Source organism: Arthrobacter echini (genome assembly GCF_008107445.1).
Taxonomy (GTDB): Bacteria; Actinomycetota; Actinomycetes; order Actinomycetales; family Micrococcaceae; genus Arthrobacter_D; species Arthrobacter_D echini_A.
The window spans coordinates 259,872-279,475 of the sequence record NZ_VSLD01000002.1; the positions used below are offsets into that span (position 1 = coordinate 259,872).

Consider the following 19,604-nt stretch of genomic DNA (forward strand, 5'->3'; position numbering starts at 1 on the left):
TTCCGTTCGGGACCGGAGGACGACGGTCAGTCCGCGACCAGTTCCACCTCGAAGCCCTCCGCGTTCTCCAGGTATGCGGCATAGTGCTCCGCACCGCCGGCGAAGGGATGCCGGTCCGCGAACAGGAGGGACCAGCCGTGACTGGCTGCGCGGCGAGCCAGCAGATCGACGTCGTCGCGGGAGCCGGCGCGGAAAGCGAGGTGGTTCACCCCCGGGCGGCGGCGCTCGTGGCCCCCACCGGCGAGGTCCGGGCCGCTCTCGAGGACGATGTAGAATGCAGCGGTGCCGTAGCTCGACCCGCCCGTCCAGGAACGCTGAAGCGGGAAACCGAGGCGTTCGAGCAGCCACCCGAGGCTCGCCTGCGCAGCGGTCGGATCCGCGGTCCATACCTCCACGTGATGGAGCATGCCCGCGGGCCGCGGCGGCTCGGCTGCCCGATCCGGCTCGGTGACTCGATCCGCTTCCGCCCGCCCGGACGCGGTGGTCGGTGCGGCGGCACGGGCACCCGGTTCGTGGTCCAGGGTGGCGTCGGGCCCGGATACCGCTGTGGTCCTCGGCGTCCAGTCGACGCCCGCCATCCCCGCATCCATCGCCTCGTTGGACAGCCGGTCCGCGTCCTTGTTGCGCTCGCGCGGAATCCACTCGTAGCTCACCTGGCGGGGATTCAGGACCCTGCGCGCCCGGTCAGCGAGCACGCGCATGTCCGCGTGCTTGATCTTCCACCGGCCCGACATCTGCTCCACGACGAGCTTCGAATCCATCTTCACGTGGATCGTTGCATGCGGATCGATGGAGCGGGCCAGCTCCAGCCCGGCCACGAGTCCCGAGTACTCCGCGACGTTGTTGGAGGCCTTGCCGATGTAGGCCGCCTTCTCCAGCAGGATCCGGCCCGACTCCGGGTCGCGGACCAGGGCGCCGTACCCCGCGTGCCCGGGATTGCCGCGGGAGCCTCCGTCGGCCTCGACGGTGAGGCGCCGGGTGGACCCGGGCTTCCCGTCGGAGTCATGCGGCTCGGCCGGGTCGAACAGCTGCTGGTCGGTCACGGCTACTGGTTCCCCCAGTCGGCGGAGCGGACCAGGATGCACCCGGAGTCCGGGCACAGGACGACGTCGTCGGGCGCAGCCCCCGAGATGTCCCGGAGATCTCCGGGGCTCAGCTCCATGCCGGAGCCCTCCGATTTCCCGTGGAAGAGCCGGGCCGCGCCGACGCCGCGCCGGGCGAGGATGCGCTCGTAGAGGCCGAGGAGTCCGGCGTCGAAGGTCGAGGCGAGCTCCTCGCGCTGCGCCTGTACCCCGGTGCGTCGTGCCTCGATGTCGGCCAGCTCCGCGTCGCGGGCCTCCTCCAGGCCGCGGAGCTCGGTCCGCACGGCATTGGTGCGCTCCTGGACCTGGGCCCGGTTCGAACGCGCCGTCTCGACCCGCTCCATGACATCGAGCTCCACGTCCTCGAGATCGGACCGCCGCCTGGTCAGCGAGGCCACCTCGTGCTGCAGGGCCGTGAGGTCCTTCGAGGTTCCGGTACCGCTGCCCAGCCGCTTCTCGTCGCGCTCCAGGCGATTCACGACCGACTGGACCTCGTCCTCCGCCCGCGTCAGTTCGCGTTCGAGGTCTCCCAGCTCGGTCTCGACCTGGACGAGCTCGCCGTCGACCTCCGCAACCCGGGCCGCGACGCTGCCGAGGGCCGGATTGCTCCGCGCGGACGCAGCCTGCCGCAGGAGCAGGTTGAGGGTGGAATCGAGTGCCTGCAGATCGAGCAGGCGGAGTTGTTCCTCAGGTGCAGCCTTGGCCACGGTGAACCTCCCGGATCGGAACGGATGGGGACGATGATGGGGCATGGACGCCGCTTCCAGCCTAGGCCACGTCATCCGTCGGCCTCGGCGTCTGCCCGCACCGGAGCGTCAGGGACCGGGTGTGAGGACGAAGTCCCAGGGATCGGTGGTGATCCCGCTCACCCGGATGTCGGCACTGAGACCCTGCTCCCCGAGCAGGGCGCCCAAGGCGGCGGCCGCGGGAGTGAGCCAGAGCCACTCGCTGCCGAAGTGGGAGACGTCGATCAGGTAGGGGGCCCCTCCCCCCGCGGCTTCCCTGACCTCGGAGGCCGGGTGATGGCGCAGATCTGCCGTGACGTAGACGTCGGCACCACTCGCGCGGACCGCGTCGAGGAGGGAGTCGCCGGCTCCCCCACAGACGGCGACCCGACGGATGAGGGCCTCGCCGTCGCCCGCCACGCGAACACCTCCGGCGACGGCCGGGAGGACCGAGAAGACCACGGCGGCGAAATCCGCCAGGCGCAGAGGCTCCACGAGGTCCCCGACACGCCCGAGGCCCTCCTGCGGTGTCCCCCGTTCGGCCCGGGCGAGGGGTACCACGTCGCGCAGCCCGAGCGCATCGGCGAAGGCGTCGGACACCCCGCCCACGGCGCTGTCGCCGTTCGTGTGGACCGTCACGAGGGCGCATCCCGACTCGATGAGCCGATGAATCGCCTCACCCTTGAAACCCGCTGCGGCGACACTCGAGACGGGCTTCAGGAGGAGCGGATGATGCGACACGATCATCGAGGCCCCCCACGCCAGTGCCTCGTCGAGCACAGCTGCTGTCGGATCCACCGCGAACAGGATCCTCTCCGCTGAACTGTCGCCGCGGCCGGTGACGGGGCCGACGGCGTCCCAGCCCTCCGCCAGGCTCTCCGGCCACAGCTGCTCGACGGCGGCGAGCACCTCCGCGACCGTCGGGGTGGTTCCCGGCTCCGTACCGGCGTCGTCCTGATTCCGTGTCATGCCCCAGTCATACCCGCAGCGGGCGGATGCCACCAAGCCCGATCTGTTCACCGCAGGCTGAGCCCAGCCGGGAATCATCGGGACGGGTGACGCATTGAGAAGGATATGAAGACTTTTGTACTTGGAGGAGGCTGCTTCTGGTGCCTCGATGCTCTCTACCAGAAGACCCGCGGAGTGACCGAGGTCGTATCGGGCTACACCGGCGGGCACACCAGGCACCCCGACTACGATTCCGTCTGCTCCGGCATGACGGGGCACGCGGAAGTGGTGGCCGTCAGTTTCGACGAGACCGTCATTCCCGAGGACGTGGTCCTCGACCTGTACTTCGTCTCCCATGACCCCACCACCCTGAACCGTCAGGGGTACGACGTCGGCACCCAGTACCGCAGCGTCATGTACTACCAGGACGCCGCCCAGCAGGAGGCATTCGAGGAAGCCATCCGCAGGAACCAGGCCAACTGGAAGAACCCGATCGTCACCGAGGTGACCCGTCTCCCGGAGTTCCACGTGGCCGAGGACGTGCACCAGAACTTCTACGCGAAGCATCCCGAACAGGGGTACTGCCAGGTCATCATCGACCCCAAACTCTCCAAGGCGCGCAAGCAGCACGCGCAGTGGCTCGCCGCCTAGTCCGAAGCACCATCGGGCCCGCGTCGAGAGTCCTCGAGCCGCACGGGCCGCGCACCACCTCCTCGTCCACCTCCCCTTGCGAACAGGCAGGTACACCCATGGCAAAGATCTACGACGACGTCACCCAGCTGGTCGGCAGGACGCCCCTCGTCCGACTGAATCGACTGACCGAGGGCCTGGACGCCCAGGTGGCCGTGAAGCTCGAGTTCTACAACCCGGCGAACAGCGTGAAGGACCGCATCGGGGTGGCCATCGTCGATGCCGCCGAGAAGGCGGGCGCGCTGCAGCCCGGCGGGACGATCGTCGAGGGCACCTCAGGCAACACGGGGATCGCCCTGGCCATGGTCGGAGCGGCACGGGGCTACAGGGTGATCCTCACCATGCCGGAGACCATGTCGACGGAACGGCGGGTCATGTTGCGCGCATACGGTGCCGAGATCGTCCTCACACCCGGCTCGGAGGGCATGCGCGGCGCCGTCGACCGGGCCAAGGAGATCGTCGCGACGACCGAGAACGCCATCTGGGCGGAGCAGTTCGCCAATGCCGCCAACCCCGCAATCCACCGCACCACGACGGCGGAAGAGGTCTGGGAGGATACCGACGGCGAGGTGGACATCTTCGTGGCCGGTGTCGGCACCGGCGGAACGATCACCGGCGTGGGCCAGGTCCTGAAGGAGCGCAAGCCCGCTGTGCAGATCGTCGCCGTGGAGCCCTCCGACTCCCCCATCCTCAACGGCGGCGCACCCGGCCCGCACAAGATCCAGGGCCTCGGGGCCAATTTCGTCCCGGACAACCTGGACCGTGAGGCCTACGACGAGGTCCTCGACGCGACAGTGGAGGACTCCGTGCGCGTAGCGCGCGCGCTGGGGACCCAGGAGGGCATCCTGGGAGGGATCTCTTCGGGAGCCATCGTCTGGGCTGCCCTCGAGCTCGCCAAGCGCCCGGAGAACGCCGGTAAGCTCATCGTGGCCATCGTCTGCGACTTCGGCGAGCGCTACATCTCCACGGTGCTCTTCGACGACATCCGAGGCTGACCCACCGGGTGGAACCCCGGCGGCAGTACTGATCACGACCCCCTGAGAGGACGGCCCGTGGGCTTTCTGGACCGATTGCGCGAGGATCTCGCGACCGCTCGCACGCACGACCCGGCCTCCCGCGGACCTGTCGAGACCACCGCGGTGTACTCGGGACTGCACGCCATCTGGGTGCATCGGCTCACGCATCGGATGTGGCGCAGCGAGAGTCTGCGTTTCCCGGCGCGCGCCCTGTCGCAGCTCGCGCGCACGCTCACGGGGGTGGAGATCCACCCCGCTGCAACGATCGGTCGGCGCTTCTTCATCGACCACGGCATGGGGATCGTGATCGGCAGCACCGCGGAGATCGGCGACGACGTCATGCTGTACCAGGGCGTGACGCTCGGCGGAAGATCCCTCGAGCGCGTGAAGCGCCACCCCACCATCGGCGATCGCGTCACCATCGGCGCGGGAGCCAAGGTGCTCGGCCCCATCACCATCGGCGCGGGAAGCGCCGTGGGGGCCAACGCCGTCGTCGTGAAGGACACCCCGCCGGACTCGATCGTGACGGGCATCCCTGCCACGTTCAGGCACCGGGACTCGCGGCGCGAGACGCAGCCCGCGGTGGATCCGGCGGAGTACGTGGATCCCGCCATCTACATCTGAGCACGCACTCCGCACCCGGCACGACAATGCCCCGACCGGGTCCGGTCGGGGCATCGTCGTGTCCGTGCCTGCTCGGTGTCCACCGACCCGAGCGTGTGTGACATCAGTGCGTGTCGACGCCCTCGACCTCGGCGCGATCGGCTCCCCACATCGTGTGGAACGTCCCCTCGGTATCCACTCGGTTGTAGGTGTGGGCGCCGAAGAGGTCGCGCAGCCCCTGGGTCAGCGCGGCGGGCAGACGCTCGCGGCGCAACCCGTCGTAGTACGCGAGCGAGGCGGAGAAGACCGGGACGGGGATGCCGAGCTGCACGGCGGTGGCGACGACCCGGCGCCATGCCGGCACGGCGCCGGCGATCGCCTCGGTGAAGGCAGGGGCGAGCAGGAGATTCGCCGGACGGTCCTGGCCCGCGTAGGCCTTCATGATGTCGTCGAGCAGTTCGGCACGGATGATGCAGCCTGCACGCCACAGGGAGGCGATCTCGTCGAGCTTGAGGTCCCACCCGTACTCGGCGGCCGCAGCGGTCAGCATGTCGATGCCCTGCGCGTAGCTCACCAGCTTCGAGGCGTACAGCGCCAGCCGCACGTCCTCCACGAAGTCCTCCGGGAGCTCCACCGACGCCTCGTGGCCGGGCAACGCCTCCTGCGCCAGCAGGCGCTGATCCTGCTGGGAGGACAGGGCGCGGGCGAACACGGACTCCGCGATGCCCGACGTCGGACTGCCCAGCTCCAGCGCTGAGACGACCGTCCAGCGCCCGGTGCCCTTCTGGCCCGCGGCATCGACGACGACGTCCACGAACGGCTTGCCCGTCTTCTCATCCGTGTGGCCGAGCACTTCGGCGGTGATCTCGATCAGGTAGGAGGACAGCGTGCCGGTGTTCCAGTTTGCGAAGATCTTCGCCTGGTCGGCCGGCTCGATCCCGGCACCGGAGCGCAACAGGTCGAAGGCCTCGCCGATGACCTGCATGTCGGCGTACTCGATGCCGTTGTGCACCATCTTCACGAAGTGACCGGCCCCGTCGGTACCGATCCAGCGGCAGCAGGGCTCCCCGTTGTACTTGGCGGAGATCTTCTCGAGCATCGGACCGACGGAGTCGTAGGACTCACGTGACCCGCCGGGCATGATGGAGGGGCCGAGCAGCGCTCCCTCCTCACCACCGGAGACACCAACACCCACGAAGTGGAGGTCCTGCTGGGACAGTGCTGCCTCGCGGCGCCGGGTGTGCTCGAAGTGCGAGTTACCGCCGTCGATCACGATGTCGCCCGGTTCCAGCAGCGGCGTCAGCTGATCGATCACCGAATCCACCGGCGCCCCGGCCTTGACCATGATCAGGACGCGGCGGGGCTTCTCGAGCGAATCCACGAGCTCCTGGAGCGTCTCGGTCCGGACGAAGTCGCCCTCGTCGCCGTGGTCGGCCAGCAGGGCATCCGTCTTCTCGGTGGACCTGTTGTGCAGGGCCACGGTGTACCCGTTGCGGGCGAGGTTGCGGGCAAGATTCGCCCCCATGACTGCCAGGCCTGTGACACCGATCTGTGCGCTCACTGTGTTCTCCGTCGTTTGTCAGCTGGGTGCATCGCGCTGCGTGCGCCGGAGCTCCCGTGCGGTACTGCGCGGGAAGTCCGGATGTCCTCAGACTATTACCGTCCTGACGGCGTTGCCACACGGACCACCGCCCCACGCCACCGCTATGCAGCAGGCGGGGGAGACCCGCTGAGGACCGCCGGCCGATGCCGGGCTGCGGGCATCACGCCCGACTGGGACGCTGGTGTCATCCGTGAAACAATGGTATTGATGACCGACGTTACCGTTACCCCCGCTGCCCCTGACCGCCCACAGGTCCGTCCCGAAGTGGAGGGCGCACAGCCGATCGTCGCGAGCGACGGCCGTCCGCTGCTGCAGTTCAAGTCGCCCCGCGTCAGCCAGCCTCCGGTCCACCTCGCCGACCTCACGCTCGCCGAGCGGCAGGAGCGACTCAAGGAACTCGGGTACCCGGGCTTCCGCGCGAAGCAGTTGTCAACGCACTACTTCTCCCACTCCACCACCGACCCCGCGCAGATGAGCGATCTGCCCAGGACGGGCCGTGAGGATCTGGTCGGAGCGATGTTCCCGAAGCTACTCACCGAGGTGAAGCGCCTGACCACAGACAATGGGGACACCATCAAGTTCCTATGGCGGTTGTTCGACGGTGCGCTCGTCGAATCGGTGCTGATGCGCTATCCGGGCCGTGTGACCCTGTGCGTCTCGTCGCAGTGCGGTTGCGGCATGAACTGTCCGTTCTGCGCCACAGGCCAGGCCGGGCTGACCCGCAATATGTCGACCGCCGAGATCGTGGACCAGGTCATCGCCGCCAATCGAGCGCTGTCCGAGAACGCTCTGGGCGGCCTGCGGACGGACGGCGGGCACGACGCCCCGCGCGTGACGAACATCGTGTTCATGGGGATGGGGGAACCTCTCGCGAACTACAAGCGGGTGATGGCCGCCCTGCATCGTTTCATCGACGACTCCCCCGAAGGCCTGGGGATGTCAGCACGCAACATCACCGTCTCGACGGTCGGGTTGGTGCCGGCGATCGACAAGCTCGCAGCCGAGTCACTGCCGGTGACCTTCGCCCTGTCCCTCCACGCGCCGGACGACGAGCTCCGCGACGAGTTGATCCCGGTCAACACACGGTGGAAGGTCGACGAGGCGCTCGACGCCGCCTACAACTACTACCGCACCACCGGGCGTCGCGTCAGCATCGAGTACGCCCTCATCAAGGACATGAACGACCACGGCTGGCGCGCAGATCTCCTGGCGAAGAAGCTCAACCAGCGGGGCAGGGGCTGGGTGCACGTCAACCCGATTCCCCTGAACCCGACGCCTGGCTCCATCTGGACGGCGTCGGAGAAGAGTGTCTCCACCGAGTTCATCAACCGGCTGCGCGCGGCCGGCATCCCGACCACGCTGCGCGACACGCGGGGCAAGGAGATCGACGGCGCGTGCGGCCAGCTCGCCGCGGAGGAGTGAGACCCCACCGAGTGGCACGAGCAGGAACCCAGCCGGTATAGTCGGTGCTCGTGGGACAGGCCGGTGGTATCCGGCCGAGACGTCCACGCGGGTCTTTAGCTCAGCTGGTAGAGCGCCACGTTTACACCGTGGATGTCATCGGTTCGATCCCGGTAGGACCCACCACAGAAGAACCCCGCCCTGCCGGGTCAGCGATTCGGGTCGGCGGGGTTCGCTGCATCGGCGCCGGCCTGTTGCCTGTCACCGGTTCCGCCTGATTCCGAGGAGCTTCTCCAAGAGCAGGATCGCGAGCAGTGACACGCCGAGCAGGAACATGGAGGCCAGCCACCACGCCGGTCCGTCCGCGTCCGTCGCGGTCCCGAGTCCCAGCCGGCGTGCCGCGACACACAGGGCTATCAGCGAAGCGCCGACCACGAACATGATGGCCCTGCGGTCCCGCCGTCGCTCGCCTGACATGATCCCAGCATAGGCTCCGCGGTATCAGCGAGCCGCGGCCACGGCCACCGGCTCCCCGTCGACGAAGTCCACCACGTACACCTGGTCCATGATCGTCACGGTGCACTGCATCGCTCCGGTGACACGGCAGTCGTCCGGAGTCAGCGCCTCCGCCGGGTCCCCGAAGATCGGCTGGGACAGCTCCGGCGGCATCCCCGGAGGGGTCGGCTCATGGAACGGACGCGACACCGGCGGTTCCCCGAAGATCGGCTGGGACAGCTCCGGCGGCATCCCCGGAGGGGTCGGCTCATGGAACGGACGCGACACCGGCGGTTCCCCGAAGATCGGCTGGGACAGCTCCGGCGGCATCCCCGGAGGCGTCGGCTCATGGAACGGACGCGACACCGGCGGCAGACAGGTGTAGGGGTCGGCAGGATCGGTCCACCAGGTCCCGGCGCCATCGACGGCGCAGGAGGGGTAGCCGGGAGCTGGCAGCGATTCGACGGGCAGATCACCACCCATGCCGCTCCCGGGGGGTACGGGGCTTCCGGGCGGACCGTCGACCCCCTCGGAGGGCTCCGCCGTGATTGGCTCGCTCCCTGCCGCGCCGGCACCGCCGGGAAGATTCTCTCCCGGTGGGAGCTGTGTCGGCGCGACGCCCATCGTCGAGGGGGCGTCGGCGGGCTCCTGACCTCCGGAGCCGACCATCAGGGGGACGAGGAGAACGGTGGCCGTTCCGACACCCACGAGCAGAGACCTTGTTGTATGACGCATATTCCACCCCAGTTGAGAGACCCAGGGGATGACTGTAAGCCGCGCGCGATCGGCTGCGACACGGTATCCGTTACCCGACATGGGAGGTGGACTACCTGCGTTCTTTCTGTAGTGCTACCTGCTGGGCTGCACATCCGGTAGCCGCTCCGCGAGATAGGTCAGGGCCTCCGAGACTCCGACCTCGATCTTCAGCGTGGCGAACTCGTCGCCACGCGTCCACCCGCGATTGATGATCACCACCGGTTTGCCCTGCTTGAAGGCGCCGCGGACGAAGCGCAGTCCGCTCATCACCGTCAGTGATGACCCTGCCACCAGGAGCGCACCCGCCGTATCGACCAGGGCGTAGGCCGCTGCCACCCGGTCCTTCGGGACGTTCTCACCGAAGTAGACGAAGTCCGGCTTGAGCATGCCCCCGCACACCGGACACGGAGCCATGGAGAAGTCACCCGTGTCGTCGACGTCGGCATCGGCGTCCGGGGCAACATCACCGGCGTCCGATTCCCGTTCGAGATAACCGGGATTGAGTTCCTCGAGGATCTCCGCCACCCGGCTCCTGGGGAAGACCGAGGCGCACTGGAGGCAGATCACTCGATCGAAGGTGCCATGCAGATCGATGACGTTCGAGCTACCGGCCGAGGAATGAAGTTTGTCGACATTCTGCGTGATCAGCCCGGTGAGCAGACCACGCTCCTCCATCCTGGCCACCGCGGCGTGGCCGGCGTTGGGATCGGCCCGGCGCAGGTGCCGCCAGCCCACATGGTTGCGCGCCCAGTAGCGTCGCCTCAGCGACTCGTCCCCGACGAACTGCTGATAGGTCATGGGGTTCCGCTTGACGGACTGCGGACCTCGGTAATCCGGGATCCCGGAGTCCGTGCTCAGACCCGCGCCGGTCAAAACCGCCAGTGGTAGTCCTCCGAGCACCGCGACGGCGTCGTCCAGTCGCGCCCGCTCCTCCGGTGCGAGCACCGCCAGCATCGACGCCGGGGCTTCGCTCACGAATCCCGTGAGACCGAGGCGTGGATGGGACTCCGGCCCCGGCAGCGGGTCACCCCCGCCCCCCGGGGTGGTCACAGGGCGTCTTCGACCGAACTCAGGGCCTGCGAGTACTCGGCGATCGGTCGGCCCTGCCCATGGGGGGAAGTGATGACGGAGCGCACCGAGCCACGTCCGTCGAGGACATAGCTGATCCGCTCGGCGTAGCCGTGCGTCTCGTCGAAAGCGTCGAAGGCCCGTGTCACCGACCCGTGCGGCCAGAAGTCGGCCAGCAGGTCGAATGAGATGTCATTCGTCTCCGCGAACGCCCGCAGCGTGTATTTGTGGTCGACGGCGATCGCCACCAGTGTGACGCCCGCCGCATCGAACAGACCCAGATTGTCCCGGAGCTCGCCGAGTTCGTCCGTGCAGATGCGCGAGAAGGCGAACGGGAAGAAGACCACCACGGAGCCGCCGCTCAGGGACGTACTGTCCACGGTCTCGCCGAACTGGTTGGCGAGGGAGAAGTCGGGTGAAAGCGCGCCGATGTCGAGGGCCACGGACTATTGCTTCCGGCTGACGAGTCGGGTCGCTGCCCATTCGCCGGACACGCCTGCGGAGGAGGTGGAGTGCAGGCCTGCCGTCGGGGCTGATTCCTGGATGTCCGCCGGAGCCACATAGCCCGGACGGCCCGACTTGGGCGTCAGGAGCCAGATCACGCCTCCCGCATCGAGCGAGAGGAGGGAGTCGACGAGTGCATCCACGAGATCGCCGTCGCCGCTGCGCCACCACAGGATCACCCCGTCGACGACCTCCTGGTCATCCTCCGTCAGCAATTCACCGCCGAGGCCGCCCTCCAGCTGTTCGCGGAGGTCGAAGTCGACGTCGTCGTCGTAGCCGAGTTCCTGGACGAGGTCTCCGTCCTTGAAACCCAACTTGCCTGCCACGTCGACCGCAGTGGCGGCTTCAGCCTCGCTCACTTAGCTCCTCCTGAAAAGACGGGCCGTCGCGTGACGCGCCCTCGGGTCCATGCTCGTTGCTACCAGTCGATCGCTTCACACGCTACGCATCTATACGCCGGGCATCAAGCCAGTACGGGGTTTTCGCCGTCGCGGCAGTGTGTGGTGCGCGGCCGTCAGCTACGGACACGCCCTCGGCGTAATCCGGCCGGGACCCTCTCGTCGCTACGCACCGCACCGGCGGCGGCGATAGAGTGAGGAACTATATGGCCGCGGCGCTGTCGCCCGGCGGCCCGGCATGCATTTCGGCACCCGCCGACGAGGTGGGTCCAGGTATAAAGCGACACGGACGCAGGTCCGTGGAAGTGGAGAGATATCGCGTGGCTGCAGAACAAGGTACAGCGGACATCCTGAGCGGTCTGACGGTGGGTAAGTCGGACGGGGATCCGGAGGAGACCGCCGAATGGATCGAGTCCCTCGATCAGTTGATCCGTTCCCAGGGGACCGAACGCGCGCAGTACATCATGCGGTCGCTGCTGCAGCGGGCCGGCGCCCAGTCGGTGGGCGTGCCGATGGTCACGACCACGGACTACGTGAACACGATCCCGCCCGACCAGGAGCCGGACTTCCCCGGGGACGAGGAGATCGAGCGGAAGTACCGTGCGTGGTTGCGGTGGAACGCCGCGGTGATGGTGCACCGCGCCCAGCGCCCGGAGATCGGTGTGGGCGGGCACATCTCCACCTATGCGGGGGCGGCGACGCTGTACGAGGTGGGCTTCAACCACTTCTTCAAGGGCCGGAACCACCCCGATGGTGGCGATCAGGTGTTCTTCCAGGGTCACGCCTCCCCGGGCATGTATGCCAGGGCGTATCTCGAGGGTCGGCTGTCGGAGGAGGATCTGGACGGCTTCCGCCAGGAGAAGTCCAAGGAGGGCCACGCCCTGTCCTCCTACCCGCACCCGCGGCTGATGCCGGAGTTCTGGGAGTTCCCGACCGTGTCCATGGGAATCGGGCCGATGAACGCGATCTACCAGGCGCAGTCCAACCGGTATCTGCACAACCGCGGGGTGAAGGACACCTCGGGGCAGCAGGTATGGGCATTCCTCGGTGACGGCGAGATGGACGAGCCGGAGTCGCGTGGTCTGCTGCAGTTGGCGGCGAACGAGAATCTGGACAACCTGAATTTCGTGATCAACTGCAACCTGCAGCGCCTGGACGGTCCGGTACGCGGTAACGGGAAGATCATGCAGGAACTCGAGGCCTTCTTCCGCGGCGCCGGCTGGAACGTCATCAAGGTCGTGTGGGGCCGGGAGTGGGACGGCCTGCTGGCCAAGGACGACGACGGCGCGCTGGTGGACATCATGAACCAGACCCCGGACGGGGACTACCAGACGTACAAGGCCGAGTCCGGTGGATTCGTCCGGGATCATTTCTTCGGCAAGTCCCCGCAGACCAAGGCCATGGTCGAGGATCTGTCCGACGCGGAGATCTGGAACCTCAAGCGCGGCGGGCACGACTACCGCAAGGTCTACGCCGCGTACAAGGCGGCTACCGAGTTCAAGGGCAAGCCGACGGTGATCCTGGCCAAGACGGTCAAGGGCTACGGTCTGGGTTCGCACTTCGAGGGCCGCAACGCGACCCACCAGATGAAGAAGCTCACCAACGCCGATCTGAAGGCATTCCGCGATCACCTGCGGATCCCGGTCACCGACGAGCAGATCGACGACGACCTCTACAACGCCCCGTACTACCGCCCGGATGCCGACTCCCCGGAGATCGCGTACCTGCTCGAGCGGCGTCGGGAGCTCGGCGGTTTCGTGCCCGAGCGGCGAACCGAGCACTCCGACATCGTCCTGCCCGGGGACAAGGCCTACGAGGGGGCCAAGCGCGGGTCGGGGAAGCAGATGGCTGCCACGACCATGGCATTCGTGCGGGTCCTCAAGGACATGATGCGGGACAAGGAGTTCGGTGAGCGGATCGTGCCGATCATCCCGGACGAGGCCCGGACCTTCGGCATGGACTCGTTCTTCCCGACCGCGAAGATCTACAACCCCAAGGGCCAGAACTACCTGTCCGTGGACCGGGACCTGATCCTCGCCTACAAGGAATCGATCGAGGGTCAGATCCTGCACGCGGGCATCAACGAGGCCGGATCGGTCGCGGCGTTCACCGCCGCCGGGTCGGCCTATGCCACTCACGGTGAGCCGTTGATCCCCATCTACGTCTTCTACTCGATGTTCGGTTTCCAGCGCACCGGGGACGGCATCTGGGCGGCGGCGGACCAGATGACGCGCGGCTTCATCATCGGAGCCACAGCCGGGCGGACCACCCTCACCGGAGAAGGGCTGCAGCACGCCGACGGCCACTCGCCCCTGCTGGCATCCACGAATCCTGCCGTGGTGTCCTACGATCCGGCCTTCGGGTACGAGATCGGGCGCATCATGCAGGACGGACTCAATCGGATGTACGGGGACATCGGCGACAAGCCCGAGTCCTTCCGCAACGTCATGTACTACCTCACCGTGTACAACGAGCCCATCCTGCAGCCGGCCGAGCCCGAGGACCTCGACGTAGAAGGCCTGCTCAGGGGCATCTACCACCTTCGGTCCGCGACCGTGCAGGGACCTGTAGCGCAGCTGCTCGCTTCCGGTGTGGCCGTGCCCTGGGCCCTCGAAGCCCAGGCAATCCTCGCCGAGGAATGGGGTGTGGCAGCCCACGTGTGGTCCGTGACGTCCTGGAACGAACTGCGCCGCGACGGTCTCGACGCCGAGGAGCAGGCGTTCCTGCACCCCGACGCCGAACCCCGCACCCCCTTCGTCACCGAGCAGCTCAAGGACGCCGCCGGGCCGATCGTCGCGGTCACAGACTTCATGAAGGCCGTCCCCGACCAGATCCGCCAGTTCCTGCCCAACGACTTCGCGACCCTCGGCGCCGACGGCTTCGGCTTCTCGGACACCCGCCAGGCCGCACGTCGGTACTTCAAGATCGACACCCACTCCATCGTCGTCCGGGCCCTGGAGATGCTCGTGCGCAGCGGCGACCTCGACGCCGGCATCCCGCAGCAGGCCATCGAGAAGTACAGCCTGCACGACATCAACGCGGGCACCACCGGCACCACCGGCGGAGACGCCTGACCGGAGGGACAGCGGACGCGACGGCGTGATCAGGCAGGTGACTGCCCGATCACGCCGTCGTTCCTTTTTGTAGCCTTCACACAAATGGGTCCTGCGGATCGCACGCCGTATGCTCTGAACATGCCGCAGTCCGCACCTGGCCCCGGGAGTGCCCGCAGTGGCCCCGGAGCGACGAACGCAGGAACTACTCCCCCGGATCCGGCGACCGTGGAGAAACTCCGCGCCACCATCGGCTCCCTGTCCACGGCGACCCTCCGACAGCTCGACGCGGATCTTCCGTGGTACCGCGGCCTGCGTCCCGACGAGCGCTCCGCCCTCGGCATGGTGGCCCAGAAAGGTATCGCGTCGTTCGTCAACTGGTACCAGAAGCCTGTCTCGCCCGCGTGGGTCCTCAGCGACGTCTTCGGCACCGCGCCGACAGAACTGACGCGGTCCATCAGCCTGCAGAAAGCACTGCAGCTGATCCGTGTGGTGGTACAGGTCGTCGAGGACCACGTACCGTTCCTCGCCCCCGAGCCCGACCAGGGGCCGCTGCGCGAAGCGGTCCTGCGCTACTCACGGGAGGTCGCCTTCGCGGCGGCCGACGTCTACGCGCGGGCCGCCGAGACCCGGGGTTCCTGGGACACCCGGCTGGAGGCGCTGGTCGTGGACGCCATCCTGCGGGGCGAGAGCTCGGACGCACTGCGCTCCCGCATCGCCGCCGTCGGCTGGACCTCCCAGGCGCCCATCACGGTGATGGTCGGCAGCGCGCCGGAGGACCCCAACGCGAGTCTGCTGCATGAACTGCGTCGCATCACAGGTCGCCTGGCCGAGGACGTGCTCGTGGGGATCCAGGGCGAGCGCCTCATCCTGGTCCTGGGCGGCGTCCGCGATCCGGCGAAGGCGTACCCGCGCATCAGCGAGCTCTTCGGTCCCGGAGCAGTGGTTTTCGGACCGGAGGCCGCCTCCCTGGTGAGCGCCAGCAGTTCGGCGCAGGCGGCGTTCGCAGGTCTCACCGCTGCGAGGGCCTGGCCCGACGCGCCGCGGCCCGTCTCATCCGAGGACCTGTGGCCGGAGCGGGTCGTCTCGGGCGATGCCACAGCCCGCAGCGAGCTCGTCCACACCATCTACCGACCACTGCTCGCGGCTTCGAACGGCCTGGAGCAGACCCTGTCCTCCTACCTCGAGCTCGGCCACTCCCTGGAAGCCACCTCGAGATCGCTCTTCGTCCACGCGAACACCGTGCGCTACCGGCTGCGGCGCGTGTGCGATGTGACGGGCTGGGATCCGCTGCTTCCGCGCGAGGCCTACGTCCTCCACACCGCGCTCGTGGTGGGGCGTCTCGCCCAGGAGTCCCGTCCGCCGGACGCCGGTCATCCCGGAGCGGGCGCGACCCCGGGACGCACCCCGCGCGCGACCCCGGGAGCGAAGACGAGACCGACGACAGCCGGCCGTCCCCGCTCGTTGTAGAGTTCCTACAAAAGGGTTGAACCAGCTTGGTTCTGCCGGACACCCGGGAATGCTTCCCCGGTTTGGAAAGCTGGAACAGTGCTTGCAATCGCCTGCCCCGGACAGGGCTCCCAGACCCCGGGCTTCCTGAGCCCCTGGCTCGATCTTCCCGGAGTTCGTGACCAGCTCGAACACCTCAGCGACCGTGCGGGCCTGGACCTCGTCCGCCATGGCACTGTTTCCGACGAGGAGACGATCAAGGACACAGCTGTTGCCCAACCGCTCATCGTCGCCGCGGGTCTCGTCACCGCGCGTCTGCTCCTCGAGGATCACGTCCTCACCGCGTCCACCGTGCTCGCGGGACACTCCGTGGGAGAGCTGACGGCCTCGGCCGTCGCCGGGGCGCTGACCGAGGAGGACGCCATCGCTTTCGTGCGCGTCCGGGCGAATGCCATGGCGGAGGCGGCCGCGGCGACGCCGACCGGGATGAGTGCGGTGCTCGGGGGCGATCCCGACGAGGTCGCGGACCGGCTGTCGCACATCGGACTCACGGCGGCGAACGCCAATGGCGGTGGGCAGGTCGTCGCGGCAGGGACGCTCGAGCAGCTGAGGGCGCTCGGGGAGGACCCTCCGGCCAGAGCCCGCGTCATTCCGCTGAAAGTCGCCGGGGCATTCCACACCCACCACATGTCGCCCGCGGTCACAGCCCTCGAAGAACTCCGGAGCGCACTCTCACCGGCCGACCCCACCGCCACCCTCATCTCCAACCACGACGGCAAGCCCGTGATCAGGGGCGACGGCAACCTGGACAGCCTCATCGCACAGGTGTCCCGGCCGGTCCGCTGGGATCTCTGCATGGAGTCGATGCAGCACATGGGCATCACCGGCCTGATCGAATTGTCACCGGCAGGCACCCTGACCGGCTTGGCGAAGCGCGGAATGCGCGGAACAGCAGCGCTGGCCGTAAAATCTCCCGGGGACCTGGAAGCCGCCCGTGCTTTCATCGAAGAACACTCGCGAACCACGGACCCCGATCCGTCCATCACAGCCGAAGGACCCCAGTGAGCATCACCGCAATCAAGCAGGCACCCCTCCGCGAGCACACGCGCATCCTCGGAGTCGGCGCCTATCGCCCTGAGCTCATCGTGACGAACGACGACGTCTGCCAGTGGATCGATTCCTCCGATGAGTGGATCCGACAGCGGACGGGGATCGTTACTCGTCACCGCGCACCGCGCGACGTTAGCGTCATCGACATGGCCGAGGCAGCTGCACGGGAGGCCCTCGCGTCCGCAGGCGTCGATGCCTCACAGCTCGGCGCCGTACTCGTCTCTACCGTGACCCACCCCTACGCCACACCCTCGGCCGCGGCTCAGCTGACGGACCGCCTCGGCGCCTCCCCCGCGCCCGCCTACGACATCTCTGCCGCCTGCGCCGGCTACTGCTACGGGATCGCGCAGGGGGATGCCCTCGTCCACGCCGGTACCGCGGAGTACGTCCTCGTGGTCGGCGTCGAGAAGCTCTCCGACTTCATCGACAACTCGGACCGCACCATCTCCTTCCTCCTCGGCGACGGTGCAGGCGCCGTCGTGATCGGTCCTGCGGACTCCGCCGGGATCGGCCCTACCGTGTGGGGTTCGGACGGCAGCAAGCACGAGGCGATCCGCATGGACCGCTCCCTGCTGGACGTCCGGGACTATGCTCTGGGTGCGGTCGCTTCCGACGTCGAACGGGACCAGGACGAGGGCACGGCGCGCGAAGGCCTCTGGCCCACGATGCGCCAGGACGGCCCTGCCGTGTTCCGCTGGGCCGTATGGGAGATGGCGAAGGTTGCGCAGCGGGCCCTGGACGCTGCCGGTATCTCCGCCGACGAACTCTCCGTCTTCCTGCCGCATCAGGCCAATATCCGTATCATCGATGAGATGGTGAAGCAGCTGAAACTTCCGGAGCACGTCCACGTGGCGCGCGACATCGTCGATGCCGGAAACACCTCTGCGGCCTCCATCCCGTTGGCCATGCACCGCACCCTCCTGGAGCAGCCCTCCCTCAGCGGCACGCTCGCTCTGCAGATCGGCTTCGGTGCCGGACTGGTCTTCGGGGCGCAGGTCGTCGTCCTGCCCTAGATCCCAAGCCCGGATCGCGCCCGCGCGATCTGTCCATCCCCCGCCGGTTCGCCGGCAAGAACAGAAAAGGAGCCATCATGGCTAGCAACGAAGAAATCCTGGCCGGTCTGGCAGAGATCGTCAACGAGGAGACCGGCCTCGCGCCTGAGTCCGTCGAGATGGACAAGTCCTTCACCGACGATCTCGATATCGACTCCATCTCGATGATGACCATCGTCGTCAATGCGGAGGAGAAGTTCGGCGTCCGCATCCCCGACGAGGAAGTCAAGAACCTCAAGACCGTGGGCGACGCCGTGAATTTCATCTCGGGCGCACAGGCCTAGCACCTCCCGTCCCGGCTCTGCGGCCGCTCCCGGTATCACCGCCGTGGGCGGCCGCAGTCGTATTCCCGCCCCGGTGCAACCGGAGCGCACCCCAGCGTCGAAAGAGTGACCATGCCACGGAAAGTCGTCATCACCGGACTCGGTGCAACCACCCCGATCGGCGGGGATGTCCCCACCATGTGGGCCAACTCGCTCAAGGGAGTCTCGGGCGCCCGTGCCATCGAGGCCGACTGGGTGGAGAAGTACGAACTGCCGGTGACATTCGCCGCCCAGATCACCACACCGGCGTCCGAGGTGCTCTCCCGCGTGGAGGCCAAGCGCATGGACCCATCCACCCAGTTCGCGGTGGTCGCCGCTCGGGAGGCCTGGCGTGACTCCGGCATCGAGGACGTCGACAAGGATCGCCTCGCCGTGGCCTTCGCGACCGGCATCGGCGGTGTCTGGACCCTCCTCGACGCCTGGGACACGCTGCGTGAGAAGGGACCGCGCCGCGTCCTACCGATGACCGTGCCGATGCTCATGCCGAACGGGCCTGCTGCAGCCGTCAGCCTGGACCTCGGCGCGAGGGCCGGCGCGCACACGCCGGTGTCGGCGTGTGCCTCGGGCACGGAGGCACTCCATCAGGGCCTCGAGCTCATCCGGTCCGGCAAGGCCGACGTCGTCATGTGTGGTGGAGCCGAAGCGGCCATTCATCCGATGCCGATCGCTGCCTTCGCGGCGATGCAGGCCCTGTCGCGGCGCAACAGCGAACCGGAGCTCGCCTCCCGCCCGTACGACACCGGCCGCGACGGCTTCGTCATGGGTGAGGGCGCTGGCGCCCTCGTCATCGAGGCCGAGGAGCATGCCCTGGCGCGCGGCGCCCGAATCTATGCCGAGCTCGCCGGAACCTCCGTCACGGCCGACGCGTACCACATCACCGCCCCAGACCCGCAGGGACTCGGTGCAACCCGCGCGCTCAAGGCCGCGCTGTTCGATGCCCGGGCACAGGCGGAGGACGTGGTGCACGTCAATGCCCATGCCACTTCCACGCCCGTGGGCGACAAGCCGGAGTACACGGCCCTGAGGGCAGCCCTCGGTCACCACCTCGACCAGGTGGCCGTGTCGGCGACCAAGTCGCAGACCGGTCACCTCCTCGGAGCGTCCGGGGCGGTGGAAGCCATCATGACCGTACTGGCACTGCACGAGCGCACGATGCCCGTGACCATCAACCTCGACAATCAGGATCCGGAGATCCCCCTCGACGTGGTCACAGCTCCTCGCGATCTGCCCGCGGGAGACCTGGTGGCCCTGAGCAATTCCTTCGGCTTCGGTGGGCACAATGCCGTGATCGTGCTGCGTAGCATCTGAGCACGGCCCCGTGCGACTGA

19 protein-coding genes and 1 tRNA gene are annotated in these 19,604 nt (G+C 67.9%); 11 read left to right on the forward strand and 9 right to left on the reverse strand.

Annotated features, from left to right (window positions below):
- Window positions 1-26: 26 nt before the first annotated feature.
- The 3 genes from FQ377_RS05840 to FQ377_RS05850 all read right to left on the reverse strand — a co-directional run bounded on the left by FQ377_RS05840 (window position 27) and on the right by FQ377_RS05850 (window position 2,776).
- Complete coding sequence (locus FQ377_RS05840) at window positions 27-1,043, reverse strand: reverse transcriptase-like protein (protein WP_262364302.1); 1,017 nt, start codon at window positions 1,041-1,043, stop codon at window positions 27-29.
- Window positions 1,044-1,045: 2 nt separating this feature from the next.
- Window positions 1,046-1,789: a zinc ribbon domain-containing protein gene (locus FQ377_RS05845; protein WP_148600304.1), complete on the reverse strand. Its 744-nt coding sequence runs from the start codon at window positions 1,787-1,789 to the stop codon at window positions 1,046-1,048.
- A 108-nt stretch (window positions 1,790-1,897) separates the two neighbouring features.
- Window positions 1,898-2,776, reverse strand: a complete 879-nt coding sequence (locus FQ377_RS05850) for a Nif3-like dinuclear metal center hexameric protein (RefSeq protein ID WP_148600305.1) — start codon at window positions 2,774-2,776, stop codon at window positions 1,898-1,900.
- A gap of 105 nt (window positions 2,777-2,881) precedes the next feature.
- Between FQ377_RS05850 and msrA the strand changes: the two genes are divergently transcribed.
- The 3 genes from msrA to epsC all read left to right on the forward strand — a co-directional run bounded on the left by msrA (window position 2,882) and on the right by epsC (window position 5,085).
- Entirely contained in the window at window positions 2,882-3,406 is a 525-nt protein-coding gene (gene msrA / locus FQ377_RS05855) for a peptide-methionine (S)-S-oxide reductase MsrA (RefSeq protein WP_148600306.1), read from the forward strand.
- 98 nt (window positions 3,407-3,504) lie between these two features.
- Window positions 3,505-4,440: a cysteine synthase A gene (cysK, locus tag FQ377_RS05860; protein WP_148600307.1), complete on the forward strand. Its 936-nt coding sequence runs from the start codon at window positions 3,505-3,507 to the stop codon at window positions 4,438-4,440.
- A gap of 57 nt (window positions 4,441-4,497) precedes the next feature.
- Window positions 4,498-5,085, forward strand: a complete 588-nt coding sequence (epsC, locus tag FQ377_RS05865; protein ID WP_148600308.1) for a serine O-acetyltransferase EpsC — start codon at window positions 4,498-4,500, stop codon at window positions 5,083-5,085.
- Between the two features lie 103 nt (window positions 5,086-5,188).
- Here the strand turns inward: epsC and gndA are convergent, their stop codons facing one another.
- Window positions 5,189-6,625, reverse strand: coding sequence for an NADP-dependent phosphogluconate dehydrogenase (gene gndA / locus FQ377_RS05870; protein WP_148600309.1), 1,437 nt, complete (start codon window positions 6,623-6,625; stop codon window positions 5,189-5,191).
- Window positions 6,626-6,874: 249 nt separating this feature from the next.
- Here gndA and rlmN point away from each other — a divergent pair, with 249 nt between their 5' ends.
- Both rlmN and FQ377_RS05880 read left to right on the forward strand, forming a co-directional pair.
- On the forward strand, window positions 6,875-8,089 hold the full coding sequence (gene rlmN, locus FQ377_RS05875; protein ID WP_262364303.1) for a dual-specificity RNA methyltransferase RlmN: 1,215 nt from the start codon (window positions 6,875-6,877) through the stop codon (window positions 8,087-8,089).
- An 89-nt stretch (window positions 8,090-8,178) separates the two neighbouring features.
- Window positions 8,179-8,254 (forward strand) — tRNA-Val (locus FQ377_RS05880).
- A 75-nt stretch (window positions 8,255-8,329) separates the two neighbouring features.
- On the opposite strand, the gene FQ377_RS05885 is transcribed toward FQ377_RS05880, so the two are convergent.
- The 5 genes from FQ377_RS05885 to FQ377_RS05905 form a co-directional block, all read right to left on the reverse strand.
- On the reverse strand, window positions 8,330-8,545 hold the full coding sequence (locus FQ377_RS05885) for a hypothetical protein (protein ID WP_148600310.1): 216 nt from the start codon (window positions 8,543-8,545) through the stop codon (window positions 8,330-8,332).
- Between the two features lie 24 nt (window positions 8,546-8,569).
- The gene (locus FQ377_RS05890) at window positions 8,570-9,271 is read right to left on the reverse strand and encodes a hypothetical protein (protein WP_148600311.1); all 702 of its coding nucleotides are present in this window, start codon (window positions 9,269-9,271) and stop codon (window positions 8,570-8,572) included.
- A gap of 141 nt (window positions 9,272-9,412) precedes the next feature.
- Window positions 9,413-10,273, reverse strand: coding sequence for an NAD-dependent protein deacetylase (locus FQ377_RS05895; protein ID WP_148600546.1), 861 nt, complete (start codon window positions 10,271-10,273; stop codon window positions 9,413-9,415).
- 92 nt (window positions 10,274-10,365) lie between these two features.
- Complete coding sequence (locus tag FQ377_RS05900) at window positions 10,366-10,830, reverse strand: redoxin domain-containing protein (protein ID WP_148600312.1); 465 nt, start codon at window positions 10,828-10,830, stop codon at window positions 10,366-10,368.
- Window positions 10,831-10,833: 3 nt separating this feature from the next.
- Window positions 10,834-11,250, reverse strand: a complete 417-nt coding sequence (locus tag FQ377_RS05905; protein ID WP_148600313.1) for a DUF3052 domain-containing protein — start codon at window positions 11,248-11,250, stop codon at window positions 10,834-10,836.
- A 359-nt stretch (window positions 11,251-11,609) separates the two neighbouring features.
- Between FQ377_RS05905 and aceE the strand changes: the two genes are divergently transcribed.
- The 6 genes from aceE (at window position 11,610) to fabF (ending at window position 19,584) form a co-directional block, all read left to right on the forward strand.
- Entirely contained in the window at window positions 11,610-14,363 is a 2,754-nt protein-coding gene (aceE, locus tag FQ377_RS05910) for a pyruvate dehydrogenase (acetyl-transferring), homodimeric type (RefSeq protein WP_148600314.1), read from the forward strand.
- Window positions 14,364-14,483: 120 nt separating this feature from the next.
- Window positions 14,484-15,812 (forward strand): PucR family transcriptional regulator, encoded by a 1,329-nt coding sequence (locus FQ377_RS05915; RefSeq protein ID WP_148600315.1) that lies wholly within the window; start codon window positions 14,484-14,486, stop codon window positions 15,810-15,812.
- A gap of 78 nt (window positions 15,813-15,890) precedes the next feature.
- On the forward strand, window positions 15,891-16,856 hold the full coding sequence (locus tag FQ377_RS05920) for an ACP S-malonyltransferase (protein WP_148600316.1): 966 nt from the start codon (window positions 15,891-15,893) through the stop codon (window positions 16,854-16,856).
- Window positions 16,853-17,914, forward strand: coding sequence for a beta-ketoacyl-ACP synthase III (locus FQ377_RS05925; protein ID WP_148600317.1), 1,062 nt, complete (start codon window positions 16,853-16,855; stop codon window positions 17,912-17,914). Before FQ377_RS05920 ends, FQ377_RS05925 begins: the two co-directional genes overlap by 4 nt.
- A 77-nt stretch (window positions 17,915-17,991) precedes the next feature.
- Entirely contained in the window at window positions 17,992-18,237 is a 246-nt protein-coding gene (locus tag FQ377_RS05930; protein WP_019482900.1) for an acyl carrier protein, read from the forward strand.
- Window positions 18,238-18,348: 111 nt separating this feature from the next.
- Window positions 18,349-19,584, forward strand: coding sequence for a beta-ketoacyl-ACP synthase II (gene fabF / locus FQ377_RS05935; protein WP_148600318.1), 1,236 nt, complete (start codon window positions 18,349-18,351; stop codon window positions 19,582-19,584).
- Window positions 19,585-19,604 lie beyond the last annotated feature (20 nt).